At 64.7% G+C, this 15,043-nt stretch carries 14 protein-coding genes; 6 read left to right on the top strand and 8 right to left on the bottom strand.

Annotated elements, in window-relative coordinates:
- Window positions 1–78: 78 nt before the first annotated feature.
- From ACFY68_RS11240 to ACFY68_RS11215, 6 genes are all read right to left on the bottom strand, one after another.
- Window positions 79–2,475: a TonB-dependent siderophore receptor gene (locus ACFY68_RS11240; RefSeq protein WP_387526870.1), complete on the bottom strand. Its 2,397-nt coding sequence runs from the start codon at window positions 2,473–2,475 to the stop codon at window positions 79–81.
- Window positions 2,476–2,540: 65 nt separating this feature from the next.
- Window positions 2,541–3,485 (bottom strand): FecR domain-containing protein, encoded by a 945-nt coding sequence (locus tag ACFY68_RS11235; protein WP_387526867.1) that lies wholly within the window; start codon window positions 3,483–3,485, stop codon window positions 2,541–2,543.
- Window positions 3,485–3,994 carry a sigma-70 family RNA polymerase sigma factor gene (locus tag ACFY68_RS11230; RefSeq protein WP_387526864.1) on the bottom strand — a complete coding sequence of 170 codons (510 nt, stop codon included), beginning with the start codon at window positions 3,992–3,994 and terminating at the stop codon, window positions 3,485–3,487. The genes ACFY68_RS11235 and ACFY68_RS11230 overlap by 1 nt, the downstream gene beginning before the upstream one ends.
- A 113-nt stretch (window positions 3,995–4,107) precedes the next feature.
- Window positions 4,108–4,500, bottom strand: a complete 393-nt coding sequence (locus ACFY68_RS11225; protein WP_387526861.1) for a DUF6508 domain-containing protein — start codon at window positions 4,498–4,500, stop codon at window positions 4,108–4,110.
- A 30-nt stretch (window positions 4,501–4,530) separates the two neighbouring features.
- Window positions 4,531–4,986 carry a GNAT family N-acetyltransferase gene (locus ACFY68_RS11220; protein ID WP_387526859.1) on the bottom strand — a complete coding sequence of 152 codons (456 nt, stop codon included), beginning with the start codon at window positions 4,984–4,986 and terminating at the stop codon, window positions 4,531–4,533.
- A 10-nt stretch (window positions 4,987–4,996) separates the two neighbouring features.
- The gene (locus ACFY68_RS11215) at window positions 4,997–5,617 is read right to left on the bottom strand and encodes a helix-turn-helix domain-containing protein (protein ID WP_346612237.1); all 621 of its coding nucleotides are present in this window, start codon (window positions 5,615–5,617) and stop codon (window positions 4,997–4,999) included.
- 133 nt (window positions 5,618–5,750) lie between these two features.
- On the opposite strand from ACFY68_RS11215, the gene ACFY68_RS11210 reads away from it, so the two are divergent.
- Both ACFY68_RS11210 and ACFY68_RS11205 read left to right on the top strand, forming a co-directional pair.
- Window positions 5,751–7,433, top strand: a complete 1,683-nt coding sequence (locus ACFY68_RS11210; protein WP_387526855.1) for an amidohydrolase — start codon at window positions 5,751–5,753, stop codon at window positions 7,431–7,433.
- Between the two features lie 54 nt (window positions 7,434–7,487).
- Entirely contained in the window at window positions 7,488–8,648 is a 1,161-nt protein-coding gene (locus tag ACFY68_RS11205; protein ID WP_387526852.1) for an MFS transporter, read from the top strand.
- Between the two features lie 129 nt (window positions 8,649–8,777).
- Here ACFY68_RS11205 and ACFY68_RS11200 read toward each other — a convergent pair whose 3' ends face one another.
- Window positions 8,778–9,944 carry an MFS transporter gene (locus tag ACFY68_RS11200; protein WP_387526850.1) on the bottom strand — a complete coding sequence of 389 codons (1,167 nt, stop codon included), beginning with the start codon at window positions 9,942–9,944 and terminating at the stop codon, window positions 8,778–8,780.
- 95 nt (window positions 9,945–10,039) lie between these two features.
- Here ACFY68_RS11200 and ACFY68_RS11195 point away from each other — a divergent pair, with 95 nt between their 5' ends.
- The 3 genes from ACFY68_RS11195 (at window position 10,040) to ACFY68_RS11185 (ending at window position 12,528) form a co-directional block, all read left to right on the top strand.
- A complete protein-coding gene (locus tag ACFY68_RS11195; RefSeq protein ID WP_387526847.1) occupies window positions 10,040–10,951 on the top strand; it encodes a LysR family transcriptional regulator in 912 nt (303 codons plus the stop codon).
- A 133-nt stretch (window positions 10,952–11,084) separates the two neighbouring features.
- The gene (locus ACFY68_RS11190; RefSeq protein ID WP_346612232.1) at window positions 11,085–11,771 is read left to right on the top strand and encodes a type 1 glutamine amidotransferase domain-containing protein; all 687 of its coding nucleotides are present in this window, start codon (window positions 11,085–11,087) and stop codon (window positions 11,769–11,771) included.
- Window positions 11,772–11,781: 10 nt separating this feature from the next.
- Window positions 11,782–12,528: an SDR family NAD(P)-dependent oxidoreductase gene (locus ACFY68_RS11185; protein ID WP_387526844.1), complete on the top strand. Its 747-nt coding sequence runs from the start codon at window positions 11,782–11,784 to the stop codon at window positions 12,526–12,528.
- A 9-nt stretch (window positions 12,529–12,537) separates the two neighbouring features.
- Here the strand turns inward: ACFY68_RS11185 and ACFY68_RS11180 are convergent, their stop codons facing one another.
- On the bottom strand, window positions 12,538–13,437 hold the full coding sequence (locus tag ACFY68_RS11180) for a LysR substrate-binding domain-containing protein (protein ID WP_387526841.1): 900 nt from the start codon (window positions 13,435–13,437) through the stop codon (window positions 12,538–12,540).
- A gap of 122 nt (window positions 13,438–13,559) precedes the next feature.
- Between ACFY68_RS11180 and ACFY68_RS11175 the strand changes: the two genes are divergently transcribed.
- Window positions 13,560–14,894: a serine hydrolase domain-containing protein gene (locus ACFY68_RS11175; RefSeq protein WP_387526838.1), complete on the top strand. Its 1,335-nt coding sequence runs from the start codon at window positions 13,560–13,562 to the stop codon at window positions 14,892–14,894.
- Window positions 14,895–15,043: the final 149 nt, after the last annotated feature.

The following is a 15,043-nucleotide window of genomic DNA, read 5'->3' as shown; positions in this document are numbered from 1 at the left end:
GATCGGCTGCGCAGCAGTCGTAAAACCGGTATCTGCGCAGTGCCAGACAAGGCGCGGGTGATTGCGACCGCTTTCAGGTCAAAAGCCCAGGGTCGCCGACAGCAGCCAGGTCCGGGGCGTGGACAGCGTCAGCCCCGGCTCGCTGTCATCCGACGCCCCGGCCGAGGCCCAGTAGCGTTCATCCAGTACGTTCTCGACACTGGCACGCAAGGTGACCTGGGTGGCATCGACCTTGAAGGCATACCGCGCGCCAAGGTCGAAGCGCTCCCAGCTGTCAATCTGCTTGCTGTTGCCCTGGTCAAGGAACTGCGAGCTGGAGTGAATGCCGCGCGCGGTCAAGGTCAGCCCGGCCAGCCCGGGTACATCCCATTCGGCGCCAAGGTTGACGTTGTACTCAGGCGTCGCCGGTGCACGGTTGCCGTCAAAGGTGCCGCCCACGGTGTTGGTCAGCTCGCTGTCGATATACATCACCCCACCCAGCAGGCGAACGCCGCTGAGGGGTTCGCCGAATACGCTGAGCTCGATGCCGCGGTTGTCGCGCTTGCCGTTGGGGCCGAACACCCGTGACTGGGCGTTGGTCTCGTAGGCGGGCTGGCGAATGCGAAAGGCGCTGGCGGTGAAGGCGACGCGGCCCAGGTCGTACTTGGCCCCGACCTCGACCTGGCGGCTGGTGAACGGCGGGAAGATCTGGTCTTCGTTGACCGAGGTCGACGGGGCGATCTTGCCCTGGCTCAGGCCCTCCATGTAGTTGGCGTACAGCGACAGCTGGTCGGTCACCTTGAGCAGCGCACCGCCCGAAGGCGAAACCTTCTCCTCGTCATAAGCGGTGTCACCTTTGACGCCGTCGCTCCAGTCATCTACCTGCACCCGCTGCCAGCGGGCTCCGAGTGTCAGCAATAGGCGGTCGTCGAAAAACCCAAGGGTGTCGGCCAGCGCCAGCCCGCTGAAACGGTTTTCCGTGTACACCTTGGGGTCGATGCGCGTGGGCGTGCCTGGCGTGGGTGTCGCGACCGGGTTGTAGAGGTTGCTGGGCGCGGAGGCATAGCGCGCGCCGCCGTTTTCGAAGTCCATGTAGAAGTAGCTGGCCGACAGGTTCAGCTCATGGCTGACCGGGCCGGTGCGGAACCAGTTGCGCAGCCCGGCCATGGCGGTGCGCACCGATTCATCGCGGGTGAAGTCACGCGGCTGCACGGTGAAGTCGCCGGCATCGTTGATGATCGATACGTTATGCCGCAGGAAATCATGGTTGCTCTTTCGCGCACCGACCGCACCATACGCCAGCAATGAATCGCTGATGTCGTACTCGGCATTCAGCGCACCAAAGGTGTCGTTGGTGCGCGCCTGGCTCCAGGCCTGGGCGTAGTTGTGGCGCACGTCGTCGGCGGTCGGGACCTTGGCATTAGCGCTGACCAGCACCCGTTCCTGCGGCGCATCGGTGTCGCGTTCGGTGTGGCCAAGGTCGGCCGAAAGGCGCAGGCGCTCACCGCGAAAGTCCAGGCCTAGCACGGCCATTTCGCGCTCGACGCGCTGGTGGTCCCACTCGGTATCGCCCGCCTGCTTCACCCCGTTGAAGCGCACGCCGAACCGGTCGCCTTCGCCAAAGCGCCGGCCAATATCCACCGCGCCGCCCGCCTGGCTGTTCGAGGCATAGCTGCCGGTGAACTCGGTGATGGCCGTCTCGCCCGCGCGCTTGGGCACCACGTTGATGCCGCCGCCCACGCTGCCACGGGGCGAGATGCCATTGATCAGCTGGCTCGGGCCTTTGATGATGTCGACCCGGTCGGCCATTTCCATGTCGATGGAATACGTCGGCAGGATGCCGTACAGGCCGTTGTAGGCCACATCGCTGTTGAACAGGCTGAAGCCGCGAATGGTGAACTGCTCGAAACGCCCACCTGCCGGGTTGGTGGCGCGCACCGACGGGTCGCTGGCAATCAGGTCGCCCAGGGTGCGCGCCTGCTGGTTCTTCACCAGTTCGCTGGTGTAGGTGGTGATGCTGAACGGCGTGTCCATGAAGTCGCGCGAACCGAGCAGGCCTTGCGCGCCTCGGCGTGCCACCTGGCCGCCGGCATAGGGCTGAGCGTCGCCGCCAGCCACAGCTCCCCCCACGATGCTGGTGGGCGCGAGTTCCAGCGCATCGGCGCCCTGCGGTGCAGGTACCAGGGTGTAAGCGCCCTCGCCTACCTGCTGCAGTTGCAGGCCACTGCCCTGCAATAACTGCAGGAAGCCTTCGGCCACGCTGTAGCTGCCAGACAGCCCCTGACTCTGCCGGCCGTTGAGCAACGCCGGGTCCAGCGAGAGGCTAACACCTGCCTGGTCGGCAAAGCGGGTTAATGCGGCGCCCAGGCTGCCCGCGGGCACTTGGTAGGCGCGCCGGGCAAGGTCATCGGCCCAGGCGGGTGAGCTCAACAGCAGGCTCAGGGTGAACCCCAGGTGCATCCATGGGCGTGGGCGGCAAGGCAGTACTGCAGGCATCGAACGAGGCTCCCGTTATTGTTTCCTACTGCTGATGACCGGCGAGTAGGAAAAAGGGGACAGCCTCACGCGCGATTTTCTCGCGCCGCCAGCGTAACCCAGTAACGGGTACGTGCATGCACCTCCAGTGGCAGGCTGGCAGCCAGCAATGCCAGCACGCGGTCGGTGTCGTCGAGGCGGAAGGTGCCGGTAACGCGCAGGGTTTCCAGCGCCGGTTGCCAACGCAGCACACCGGCGCGGTACCTGCGCAATTCGCGCAGCAGGTCGCCCAATGGCCGGTCGTCCAGCCTTAGCACACCGTCACGCCAGCCCAGCAGCAGATCATCCAGCACCGTTACAGTGCCAACGCCTGTGGCTTGCAGGCTGGCCTGCTGCCCTGCCTGCAACGCCAAGGCTGCCCCGCGCAGCGGTTGCAAGCTGGCCGTGCCGTGGATCACCGCAACCTGGCAGGCCTGATCGAACAGGCGAATACAGGCCTCGCCAGCGCTGACGGCAACGCGGCCAAAGGGCACCTGCACCATCATGCTGACGCCGGTGGGAACCGTGATAGCAACCTCGCCGCGTACCAGCGTCAGCCTTCGTGCAGCCAGATCGATGTTGACTGCACTGTCGGTGTTCAACTGCAAGGCGGTGCCATCGCTCAACAGCAATCGCCTGCGCTCACCCACAGCAGTGTGCACGTCGGCAGCCCACGCCTCCAACGGCACCTGCCGGCCAAGCAACCAGGCGGCCGGGACCACTGCGGCCACCCCAAGCGCCTGCTTGAGCAGGGCACGGCGCCCGGCATCCGGGCGGTCCAGCGTCGCCATTGCCAGTTCGCCCGGCAGCTGAGCGAAGCGCTGGCGCAGCAACTGGGCTTTTTGCCAGGCGCTTTCGTTAAGGCTGCTGCTGGCGCGCCATTGCGCCAGGCGCTGGAGGTCGCCCTCAGTGGCATCGCCCGACTCCAGCAGCGCCAGCCAGCGCGCTGCGGCACGCACCACTTCGCGGGCCTCTACGCAAGGCGCAGCCATTACAGCTGCGCCAGCAGGCAGTGCTCGTAGGCCTGCGCCATGTAGCGTTTTACGGTGCGTTCGCAAATGTCTAGGCGCTCGGCAATTTCGCGGTAGGTCAGGCCTTCCAGCTGGCTCCAAAGGAACGCCTTGCGTACCGGGGCCTTGAGGCCATCGAGCAACTCCTCGATTGCTTGCAGGGTTTCCAGCAGTATCCAGCGCTGCTCCGGCGACGGCAGGCTGTGTTCGGGGAGTTGCGCCAAGGCGTCCAGGTAGGCCTGCTCCAGGCTGCGACGCTTGTGGAAGTTGCTCAGCAGGCGCTTGCCTACCGTCAGCAAGTAGGCGCGCGGTTCGCGGATTTCTGCCAGCGGCTGGGCGCTGGCCAGCACTTTGAGGAAGGTGTCCTGGCTCAGGTCGGCCGCATCCCAGGCATTGCCCATGCGCCGGCGCAGCCAGGCTTCCAGCCAGCCACGGTGATCACGGTACAGGGCGGGCAGGCTGTGCTCCGGGGGCGTCGCGGCGTCGCTCATGGGAATACCCTGCAATGGCGTAAATGCTAGTGATTCTATTTTACGCAGGCACTCAAATCCAAGAGGTTTGTGCCTGGATACCGTCAGGCACTGGCCGCCGCCGAGACGCGGGTTTACAGACGTTCGCTCAGGCGCTTCAGTCGATTCAGTATGTGCAACACGTGGCCCTGCTCGATCATTGCCCCCCAGTGCCCATCGCAAAAGCGCTCGCCCCTCACGCAGTAGGTCAGCATGCGCTGGATCTCGGCCAGGCTGGCCTGCTCGATGGCAGACGGGTTGCTCAGCAGGCCTTCAGTGCCACCGCGCCGATAATCGGATTGGGTCCAGCATGCCTTGCCCGCTTCGCGATAAAAGTCGTCAACCACAGCCGCATAGGTCGGCCAAGTGTTGTTGCCCTCTACGGTGTAGGTCTTGATAGGTACCCCGCCTGGATACAGTAGCGGCAGGAAATCCAGCAGCGCATCGACATCGGCCGGCTGGGGCGTCAACAAGGTATAGCCGTACATGAGCAGGCTCTCGAAGAGGGGGACGACAGTCTACACCTGCGCCGGGGTTGCTTTTTCGAAACGCAGGTAGCCATGGCGGTCGGTGCCTGTGCAGGCGAAGCCAGACTGTTCGTACATCAGCCTTGCGGGGTTGTCTTCGCGGACACTGAGCACCAGGCGGCTGAACCCCGACTGCGCGGCATCGGCGCTGTAGCGCGCCAGCAGCGCCCGGCCAATGCCGCTTCGCCGATACCTGGGGCTGACGTTGATGGTGTACAACTCGGCCTGGTGCTCGGTGGGTGCCCATAGCGAGTAACCGGCGAATTGCTCGTCGATCAATGCCACGGTGAGCCGCTCGAAATGCGCCACCCAACGCGTCAGGTGGCGGTGCAGATCGTTCTGCCAAGCCGCTTCGTGAGCAGGCTCCCACGTGCGGATGTAGTCCTGCTCGCCCAGGTAGATCGAAGGGAGGTCGGTAACCTGCGCAAGCCGTAGCGTCAGTGCCATGAAGGTGCCCTCAACCACGCATGCCGGCCAGCAGCATGGCCATGAACCTGCGCACCTGCGCGCGGTGCGAGGGCATGTCCAGCGTCTGGCAGTTGCACAGGCGCAGCAGCTGCAGATGCCCGTAGTCGTTGATCAGGAACGCGGCATAGCCCACATCCAGGTCCGCCCGTAGCTTGCCGCTGTCGCACAGGTCTTGCAGCAAATGCTTCAGCTCATCGACCAGCGCGTCGTTGACCCGCTTGTAGGCTGCAGGCAGATCGCGCTGCTCACCGCCCAGCAGCGGCAACAAGGGCGGCAGCATCTCGCGCCACAGCGGTGCAGGTAGCACCGCGAACGCATAGTCGGTGAGGTGCTCCTCGTAACAGCACAAGGCATCCAGCGCATCCTCGAACTCGGGCAAGCGGCGGCGGGCCTGGGTGACGGCGCGGTGGTCGGCTTCGCGCAGCTTTTCCAGGAGGATCTCCTGCTTGCTGCCGAAGTAGGCAAACACCGTGGGCACCGACACCGCTGCCAGGCGGGCGATCTGTTCCATGGTGGTGGTCTGGTAGCCCTGCGCCTCGAACAGGCCAAGCGCAGTACGGCTGATGGTTTCCCGGCGCTGGGCCTTTTGCTGTTCGCGTAATCCGCTCACGTCACTACCTTTGTCGAACCGAACCGGTCGGGATGGCCAGCATACAACATCGCCATATTCGTAAAAATATTTTATTGACTAAAACTTTTTATCGACGCAAAACTAGCGCGGCATTTTGACCCAGGGAGCCGCCATGAGCACCGCTGCAGACCTCATCATCCATAACGCCCGCATCTACACCGTCGACCCGCACCGGCCTTGGGCCAACGCCGTGGCGGTGCACGGTGAACGCATCGTCTGCGTGGGTGACCACGCCAGCGTCATGGCCCACGCCGGCCCCGCCACGCGGCTGGTAGATGCCGACGGCAAGCTGGTGCTGCCGGGCTTCGTCGAGTCGCACTGGCACTTCTCGAGCACCGCCTTCGCTTTCCAGGCGCTGGTCAACCATGAAGACCCGCGCGAAGTGCTGGCCCTGCTCAAGCGTTATGTCGGGGCCAACCCGACCGAGAAGGCCATCACCGGCATGGGCTGGATCCAGCCGCTGATGCCCGCCGAATGGCTGCGCCGCGAAGTGCTGGACGAAATCTGCCCGGACAAGCCGGTGTGCCTGTTGTCCACCGATTACCACACCATGTGGGTCAACACCTTCGCCCTGAAAGCCGCCGGCATCGACCGCGACACCCCGCCAGTTGAAGAAGGCGCCAGCTGGTTCGAGAAAGACCCGGTAACGGGCGAGCCCACCGGCATCATCATCGATTGCGCTGCCTATTCGTTGCTGATGCAGCGCCTGAGCGAAGCCGGTTACCTGCCCACAGGCATCGACCTGTACCTGCGCTCCATCCCGTTCTGGCAAGAAAAGCTGGTAGCGGCTGGCATCACCACCGTGTTCGATGCAGGCTTTCTCGACCCCGCCGGCGACCAAGCCCTGCTCTACGAAACCCTGCAGCAACTGGAGCGCGAGCAGCGCCTGAAACTGCGCGTGGTGGGCAGTTACATCAACATGGGCACCGAGGATGACCCGGTTGCCTGCCTGCAGGACCTGCGCGCCCGCTATGCCTCGCCGCTGGTCAAGGCACAGACCCTCAAGCTGATGCTCGATGGCACCGAGCTGAACCACACCGCCTACCTGCTGGAACCTTACTGCGACAAACCGCACAGCTGCGGCTCGACGACCATGCCGCAAGCCGTGTTCGAAGACCATGTGCGCAACGCCGACGCCAACGGCATCGACGTGATGGTGCACGCGGTGGGTGATGCCGCCGTGCGCATGGCCCTGGACGTGTTCGAGCGCACTTTCGCCTGCAACCCGCCGCGCGAGCGCCGCCACGTCATCACCCACGCCTTCCTCACTCACCCCGACGACATCCCGCGCTTTCGCCGCATCGGTGTCATGGCCAACACCCAGCTGCAATGGGGCGTGGTCGATGCCTATGCCGAGGCCATTCAGCAATCGTACGGTTTCAAGCGCTGGGCCTCGATGTACAAGTTCCGCAGCTTCATCGACCAGGGCGTGACCGTGTCCATCGGCATGGACGGGCTGGTGTGCCAGTGCCGCTGCCAGCACAAACCCGTTGAGCATATCGAGTCGGGCCACACCCGCCAGCTCAGCGGCGAGCCCGGTGCGCCGGTGATGCCCGATGCCGACGAACGCCTGAGCATTCCGCAGCTGATTGCCGCCTATACCCTCAACGGTGCGTATCAACTGGGCCTGGAAAAGGAGATCGGCTCGATCACCGAAGGCAAGCGGGCAGACATCATCATCCTCGAGCAGGACTTGTTCGAGCTGGACCGCTACCAGATCGGCAAGACCGAGGTGGCACTGACGCTGATGAACGGCCGCATTACCCACGACGCAGGCACCCTCCCCCACGCCTGACCTGACCGCCGCGGCCTGCGGGCCGCACACCTTGCTGCACCCGGGACCCTTCCAATGCACAACAATAAAAACACCCTGCTTCTGCGTGCCGCCCTGATTTACATCGCCGCCACGGCGCTGATCATCATTGGCGTGCAACCGATCTTCATCGGCTTGGTGAGCGAACGGCTGAACCTGAACCTAAGCCAGCAAGGCTGGATTCTTTCCGTCGAAATGGCCGGCACCTTGCTGGGCAGCTTGCTGCTGCCTGTGCTGGGGCGGCGGTTCCCTGGCCGTGGCCTGTACCTTGCCGCCGCACTGGTGGCTGGCGCACTGAACCTGCTGAGCGGCGCGCTGGATTCGCTAACGGCGCTGATCGTCTGCCGCCTGGCCTGCGGCATGGCCGCAGGGCTGTTGTACGCAGGGGCGATCAGTGGGCTGGGGCGCATGCCCGGGCAGGATCGCTCGTACGGGCTGTCGCTGCTGATCCAGACAGCAGTGTTCGCGCTGTACGCCACGTGCATGCCGCAGTTGGCAGCGCTGATTGGCAACCGCGGGGCGATCGCCTCCATGGGCTTTTGGTTTGTGTTGATCGGCGTAGCTGCGCTGGTGATCCCCTCCCGGCTGCATCACCAGGCGCCGCAGCAACTGGCACAGTGCGCTGGCGGCTCGGCACTGCTGGGGCGCTATGCGTTGCTGGGGATGCTATGCCTGCAGCTGGCCATTTATTGCATCTGGGGGTTTGTCGACCAACTGGCGCGTGAGCGTGGGATCGGGCCGGTGGATGTAGGCTGGGCCTTCGGCTTGGGGATACTCGGTGGCCTGCCTGGCGGCGCGCTGCCGAGCCTGCTGGGGGCACGGGTAAGCCGGGGGCCGATGATCGGTTTCGGCTCGTTGCTGGTGCTGCTGTCGATCGTGCTGCTGGCGCGCTATTCCCATGATGCAGAGCAGCTGTGCGGGGCGTTGTTCCTGATGAACTTTGGCTGGGTGCTGGCGCTGACGTATTACATGGGGGCAATAGCCACCAACGACCCCAAAGGCACACTGACACCCTGGGTGAGTATTCTGCAGATGGGCGCGGCAGCATTGGCGCCTGCGTTCGTGGCAGTGCAGCAGCAGAGCGCGGGGCGCGAGACGATATTCGTCAGTGCGGGGGTAGCGGTTGTGCTGGGGGTTGCGCTCAAGTGTGCGGCGGGCTACTTGGCATCGGGGCACAAACACGGTTCTGCAACCTAGACGGACCTCTGTGGGAGCCGGCTTGCCGGCGATCACCGGCAAAGCCGGTGCCATTCACCGCGGTGCCTGCATCGCCGGCAAGCCGGCTCCCACAATGTCCCCTGCTACCTCTGTAAGGTTTGTGAAGACCTATGACAGCTGGCTCGCCAGCGTTTGCGGCCGTGCACGCCAGGCCACTGTCATCAGCAGCCCCAGCCCCGCCATCGTCGCCCCTGCGACGGAAATCGCCGGATACCCCAACCCCGCATTGATCACCGCACCACCCAATGCAGCCCCGATGGCATTGCCCAGGTTGAACGCACCGATGTTCACCGCCGACGCCAGGTTAGGCGCGTCCTTGGCGGCTTCCATCACACGCATCTGCAGCGGCGGCACCAGCGCGAAGCTGGCCGCGCCCCAGACCAGGATGGCCACGGCCGTCGGCAGCGGCCAGCCCAGCACCAGCGGGAACACCAGCAACACCGCAATCAGCACCGCCAGCGAGACGATCAAGGTGCGGTCGACCGAACGGTCCGCTGCCTTGCCACCCCACACGTTCCCCAAGGTCAGGCCGACACCGAACAGCACCAGCATGGCCGTGATGAAGGTGGTCGAGGCGCCGGCCTCGCTGTGCAGGATGGGCGCGATATAGGTGAACACCGTGAACATCGCACTGGAGCCCACCACCGTCAGCGCCAACGCCGACAGCACCGGCCCGCGGGCCAGCACGCGGATTTCGGCCAGCGCGCCATCGCTGGCAGGCAGCTTAAGGTTGGGCAAGGCAAACCACAGCGCCACCATCGTCACCAAACCCAGGCCGGCAATGCCCCAGAATGCGGTACGCCAGCCCATCAGCTCGCCGAACCAGGTCGCCATCGGCACGCCGCCAATGGTGGCCAGTGTCAGCCCCATGAACATTGCCGCCACGGCCCCGGCGCGTTTTTCCGGCGCTACCAGGCTGGCCGCGACGATAGAGCCGACGCCAAAGAACGCGCCATGGTTGAGCGATGTGACCACGCGGGCGATCAGCAGGCTCTGGTAATCGGTGGCCAGCGCCGACATCAGGTTGCCCAAGGTGAAAATCGCCATCAGCCCGATCAGCAGATACCGCCGCGGGATCTTGCCGGTGGCCAATGTCATCAGTGGAGCGCCGATCAGCACGCCAATGGCGTAGGCGCTGACGAGCAGCCCCGCAGCGGGGATCGACACGCCGAGGTCGGCGGCGATACTGGGCAGCATGCCCATGGGTGCGAACTCGGTGACGCCGATGCCGAAGGCACCGACGGAGAGTGCGACGAGAGGTGGATTGATACGCATGGCAAAGCTCCTAATCTGTGCGTGGAATGCTACGATTCGAGCTTTCAAAGCACTAGACCGCATTTCTGGCAACCACCTTTGCGCAAGAGGCACAAATGGACTACAACGGCCGATCCGGCGAGATGGAGGTATTTGCCAAGGTGGTGGACGAAGGCAGCCTGTCGGCAGCCGCGCGTGCACTCGGCCTGACACCGTCGGCCGTCAGCCGCATCATCGCCCGCACCGAACAACGCCTGGGCACGCGCCTGCTGTTGCGCACCACCCGGGCGATCACCCTGACCGCCGAGGGCGACGCCTACCTGCACGGGGCACGGCGCATCCTGGCCGACATGGTCGAAGTCGAAGAAGCCATCACCGACCAAGGCGTGCCCCGGGGCCGGCTGAGGGTCAGCGCCGCGCTTGGTCACGGCAGGCAGACCGTGGTGCCGCTGGTGGCCGCGTTCAGCGCCCTCTACCCGCAAGTGCTGGTCGACCTGACGCTGAGTGACGAGGTCACCGACATTCTCGGCGGCCAGGCCGATGTCGCCTTGCGCTTCGGCCATCTGCCGGACAGCTCGCTGAGTGCTCGCTTCATTGGCGACACCGGCGAAGTCATCGTCGCCTCGCCCGCGTACCTCGAACGCTGCGGTGCACCCCAGCAACCTGAAGACCTGGCCCGGCACAACTGCCTGCGTTTCAACTTCCGCCGTGCGGTGTCCGAATGGCCGTTCGTTCGCGAGGGGCAGGCGTTTTCGCTGAAGGTGGCCGGCAACATCGAGTGCAGCAGCGGCGAGGCGCTGGCGCAAATGGCCAAGGTGGGGGCCGGCATTGCGCGGATCGGTACCTTTACCGTGGCCGACGAGCTGCGAAGCGGCGAACTGGTGCCGCTGCTGGAGGCTTACAACCCCGGCGACCGGGAGCCGATCCACGCCGTGTTCGTCGGCGGCCCGGCAATGCCGGCGCGGGTACGGGTGTTCGTGGACTTCATGGTTGCCAATCACCAGGGGTGGCCGCTGGTGCTGGCATGACACATGGCCATGCGGCAGCATCGATAGTCCACCTGAAACGACCCGCGCAGGGAACGTCTGCCCAACTGCGGCCTCCCACAGTAATGCAGGGCGAACGGCGCGCTGCCCATTCACGCTTGGAGGACTGGCTCTGATGAAAAAGATCCTGATGGTGCTGACATCCCACGATCAGTTGGGTGATACCGGCAAAAAAACCGGCTTCTGGCTGGAAGAGTTCGCCGCCCCCTACTACGTGTTCATCGACGCCAACGCCGACGTCACCCTGGCCTCGCCCAAGGGCGGCCAGCCACCCCTGGACCCAAAGAGCGACGAGGACGACGCGCAGACCGACGCCACCCGGCGTTTTCGCACCGACACCGAAGGGCAAATGGCGCTGGCCGACACGGTGCCGCTGAGCGAAATCGACCCTTACAACTTCGACGCGGTGTTCTACCCCGGTGGCCATGGGCCGCTGTGGGACCTGGCCGAGGACAAGGATTCCAAAACGCTGCTGGAAGCCTTTTACGCCTCCAACAAGCCGATTGCCGCCGTCTGCCATGCACCGGGCGTGTTCAAGCACGTCAACGCACCGGACGGCCACCCAGTGGTCAAGGGCAAGCAAGTGACCGGCTTCGCCAACAGCGAGGAAGACGCCGTTGGCCTTACCCAAGTGGTGCCGTTTCTGGTCGAAGACATGCTCAAGAGCAAAGGCGGCGAGTACTCCAAGGCTGCAGACTGGGCAAGCTACGTGGTGGAGGACGGCCACCTGATCACCGGGCAAAACCCTGCCTCCTCGGAGGGTGTGGCCAAGGCGCTGCTCAAGCGGCTCGAGCGCGAGTAGGCACAGCGCCATGGCGCTGAAGGTACTCATCTGTGGCGCCAGCCAGGGCATCGGCTTGGCGCTCTGTACGCAGCTGCTTGCCCGTGCCGACGTGGGGCAGGTGTGGGCAGTGTCGCGCCAGGCCAGCGGCGAGGCGTCGCTGGCAGCCCTCGCCTCGACCCATGGCGAGCGCCTGGTTCGGGTGGATTGCGACGCCCGCAGCGAACCGTCGCTCGCCGCGCTTGCGCAGGAAGTTGGCCGACACTGTACCCACCTTGATTGGGTGATCTGCACCTTGGGGATCCTGCAGCAGGACGGTGCGAAAGCGGAAAAGGCCCTGGCGCAACTTGACCTGGCAAGCCTGCAGGCCAGCTTCGCCACCAACGCCTTCGCCCCGATACTGTTGCTCAAACACCTGCTGCCATTGTTGCGCAAGCAACCTTGCACCTTCGCCGCCCTTTCAGCGCGCGTGGGTTCGATCGGTGACAATCGCCTGGGCGGTTGGTACAGCTACCGCGCCAGCAAGGCGGCGCTGAACCAGTTGCTGCACACCGCGAGCATCGAGCTCAAACGCCTCAACCCCGCGTCCACGGTGCTGTTACTTCACCCCGGCACCACCGACACCGGCCTGTCGCAGCCGTTTCAGGCTAACGTGCCCGCTGAACAACTGTTCGAGCCAGCCTTTGCCGCGCAGTGCATCCTTGAACAGATTGCCCGCCATGGGCCGGCGGACAGTGGCAGCTTCTGGGGGTGGGATGGCCAGCCAATCACCTGGTGACAAATTGCTTCATACCACAGCTGCGGGGTAAGCCTCGCGCAGGCTCGCCCTCAGCCATTCGATGAACCACAACGCATCCTCACCCAGCATTGGCGAAGGTGCGAGCACCTGGTAACTCTCCAGCGGTACGCCCTGCTCCACACAGCGCACCAGGCTCCCCGCCGCCAATTCGCGCCCGACCAGCACGTCGGTGGCCAAGGCAACCCCGTGCCCGCTTTGCGCCAGGTTCAGCACGATGTCATTGCTCATGTGCGAAGTATCGGCCTTGGCCCTCACCCGGATGCCCTGGGCGGCAAACCAGCTGCTCCACCAGTTGCCGTCGTCGACATGGATGAGCTTGCAGCGGGGCAAGTCGCGAACGGATAGCTGCGCGGGCAACTGCGCCCGGTAGCTTGGCGAACACACGGCAAACACTTGCGGGCGTATCAATACCTCGCGCACGCCGGCCAACTCCCCAGGCAGGCCATAGGCAATCCCAAGGTCGGCCTGGCGGGCATCGACGCTGGTGAAAGTGGCGTTGGGTTCAATGGCAATTTTCAGTTCCGGGCGCAGTGCACGCAGTGCTTCGATGCGCGGCGTCAGCCAGCGCGACGCGAACGCCGGCACACACATGATGCGCAACCAGCGCTCGGCACTGCGCCGCCCGCAGCGCATGCCGGCGTCTGCCAGCAGCTGCAACGACTCGGCCACCGCCTGGTAATAGTGCGCACCGTCCTGGGTCAGGCTGACGCCACGCGGCGAACGGTCGAGCAGGCGTACGCCCAGCCAGTCTTCGAGGATTTTCACGTGCCGGCCAATCGCTGGCTGGGTGACGTGCAACGCGCGGGCCGCCGCCACGTAACTGCCCAAACGCGCAGCCGCTTCGAAGGCGCGCACCGCATTCAGCGGTGGCAGCCGGTCAATCGTCATGTTTGAACGTCCTTGGGCTGTCAGTTTTTTTAATAGTGGCTGAAAATTTATTGTGCTTTTCCGCGCCCCGCAAGTTCTCGACACTCGCAAGGCGTACTTCCACGCCCAACGAGGAGCCGCCCATGCTGGCGATACCAACAATAAAACGATCCTTCACCGTGTTGTCCGTGCTGGCCGCCATGACCGGCGCGGTGCATGCCGACGACGCCAAGGGGCCGTGCGGCGTGCCCGGGCTGCAGACGTGCCCGCAACCCTTCGACAAGGTGCTGCCCGCCGCCAAGGACATGCTCACCTGGGACCAGGCCACCCGCGTGGTGGGTTTTCGCAACACCTACCGCCTGTACGGCGGTGACGTCTTCGCCACCCATGGCGCCAAGCCCTACCCGCTGCCCGAAGCCGACCACAAGCTCGCTGATGTGCGCTACACCCTGGATGGCAAGCCCCAAGGCCTGGCCGACTACCTGCATAATCAAAGCGTGACCGGCCTGCTGGTGCTCAAGGATGGCAAGGTGGCCTATGAGCACTATGCGCAAGGCAATACCGCGCAGACGTTGTGGACCTCACGCTCGGTGGCCAAGTCGGTGGTCAGCGTGCTGGTGGGCGTGGCCATCAAGGAAGGCAAGATCAAATCGGTGGACGACAAGATCACCCAGTACGTCCCCGAACTCAAAGGAAGTGCCTGGGCAGACGTGACCCTGCACCAGCTGATGCAACACACCTCCGGGGTGGTCTGGGACGAGAACTACGCGTCGAAGGATTCCGACTTCTCGCACATGACCCAGTGCGAAGCCAAACCCGACCCGTACCAGTGCGTACTCAACCTGGTGCGCTCGGTGAAGCGCAAGCCGGGGGTCAAGCCTGGCGAGGTCTGGTCGTACAACACGGGTGGCGCCTGGCTGGTGGGCCGGGTGCTGGAAAACGCCACCGGCCAGACCATCGCCCACTACCTGGAGAAGCAAGTCTGGAGCCGCTATGCCATGCAACAGGACGGCGTGTGGCACGCGCTGGTGCCCGGCAAGGTCGACATGGGCGGCCACGGTTTCAACGCTACCCTGCGCGACTGGGGCCGGTTCGGCCAATTCGTGCTCAGCGGCGGCCAGTTGCCGGGCGGTGAGAAGCTGCTGCCGGATGACTGGATTGCGCGCTCCACGCACTGGACCCAGGCCAAAGGCTCGGTGACCGCCGCAGCGCCGAACGGGCAATACGGCTACCAGTGGTGGTACAACGCGCCCGCGCCGGATGCCAAGGCCGAGCCGAAGAAAACGGCGCACAGCGACCAGACGTTCTGGGCGTTGGGGATCTTCGGCCAGACCATTGCCATCAACCCCGCCGAGCACCTGGTGGTGGTGCAGTGGTCGACCTGGAAGAATGCCGAAACGCCGAGCTCGTTGTATGACGAGCAGGCGGTATTCGTGAATGCCGTGGCACAGGCGCTGGACCGCGGGCAGGCGAAGTAGGCTGCGCTTTCGCTTTGTGGGCGCCAGCTTGCCGGCGAAGCAGGTGCCTCATTGGATGGCACCGGCTGCGCCGGTGATCGCCGGCAAGCCGGCTCCCACACTATCTGCGCTGGCTCAGTGCTGATTTAGCTGCACAGTTGTGGGAGCGG

Source organism: Pseudomonas sp. NPDC012596 (genome assembly GCF_042902325.1).
Lineage (GTDB): Bacteria > Pseudomonadota > Gammaproteobacteria > Pseudomonadales > Pseudomonadaceae > Aquipseudomonas.
This window is presented reverse-complemented; position numbering and strand designations above follow the sequence as displayed.

Excerpts from the sequence above, each read along its gene's own strand:
- ACFY68_RS11240 (WP_387526870.1), bottom strand. The coding sequence starts at position 2,475 with ATGCCTGCAGTACTGCCTTGCCGCCCACGCCCATGGATGCACCTGGGG.
- ACFY68_RS11235 (WP_387526867.1), bottom strand. The coding sequence starts at position 3,485 with ATGGCTGCGCCTTGCGTAGAGGCCCGCGAAGTGGTGCGTGCCGCAGCG.
- ACFY68_RS11230 (WP_387526864.1), bottom strand. The coding sequence starts at position 3,994 with ATGAGCGACGCCGCGACGCCCCCGGAGCACAGCCTGCCCGCCCTGTAC.
- ACFY68_RS11225 (WP_387526861.1), bottom strand. The coding sequence starts at position 4,500 with ATGTACGGCTATACCTTGTTGACGCCCCAGCCGGCCGATGTCGATGCG.
- ACFY68_RS11220 (WP_387526859.1), bottom strand. The coding sequence starts at position 4,986 with ATGGCACTGACGCTACGGCTTGCGCAGGTTACCGACCTCCCTTCGATC.
- ACFY68_RS11210 (WP_387526855.1), top strand. The coding sequence starts at position 5,751 with ATGAGCACCGCTGCAGACCTCATCATCCATAACGCCCGCATCTACACC.
- ACFY68_RS11205 (WP_387526852.1), top strand. The coding sequence starts at position 7,488 with ATGCACAACAATAAAAACACCCTGCTTCTGCGTGCCGCCCTGATTTAC.
- ACFY68_RS11200 (WP_387526850.1), bottom strand. The coding sequence starts at position 9,944 with ATGCGTATCAATCCACCTCTCGTCGCACTCTCCGTCGGTGCCTTCGGC.
- ACFY68_RS11195 (WP_387526847.1), top strand. The coding sequence starts at position 10,040 with ATGGACTACAACGGCCGATCCGGCGAGATGGAGGTATTTGCCAAGGTG.
- ACFY68_RS11190 (WP_346612232.1), top strand. The coding sequence starts at position 11,085 with ATGAAAAAGATCCTGATGGTGCTGACATCCCACGATCAGTTGGGTGAT.
- ACFY68_RS11185 (WP_387526844.1), top strand. The coding sequence starts at position 11,782 with ATGGCGCTGAAGGTACTCATCTGTGGCGCCAGCCAGGGCATCGGCTTG.
- ACFY68_RS11180 (WP_387526841.1), bottom strand. The coding sequence starts at position 13,437 with ATGACGATTGACCGGCTGCCACCGCTGAATGCGGTGCGCGCCTTCGAA.
- ACFY68_RS11175 (WP_387526838.1), top strand. The coding sequence starts at position 13,560 with ATGCTGGCGATACCAACAATAAAACGATCCTTCACCGTGTTGTCCGTG.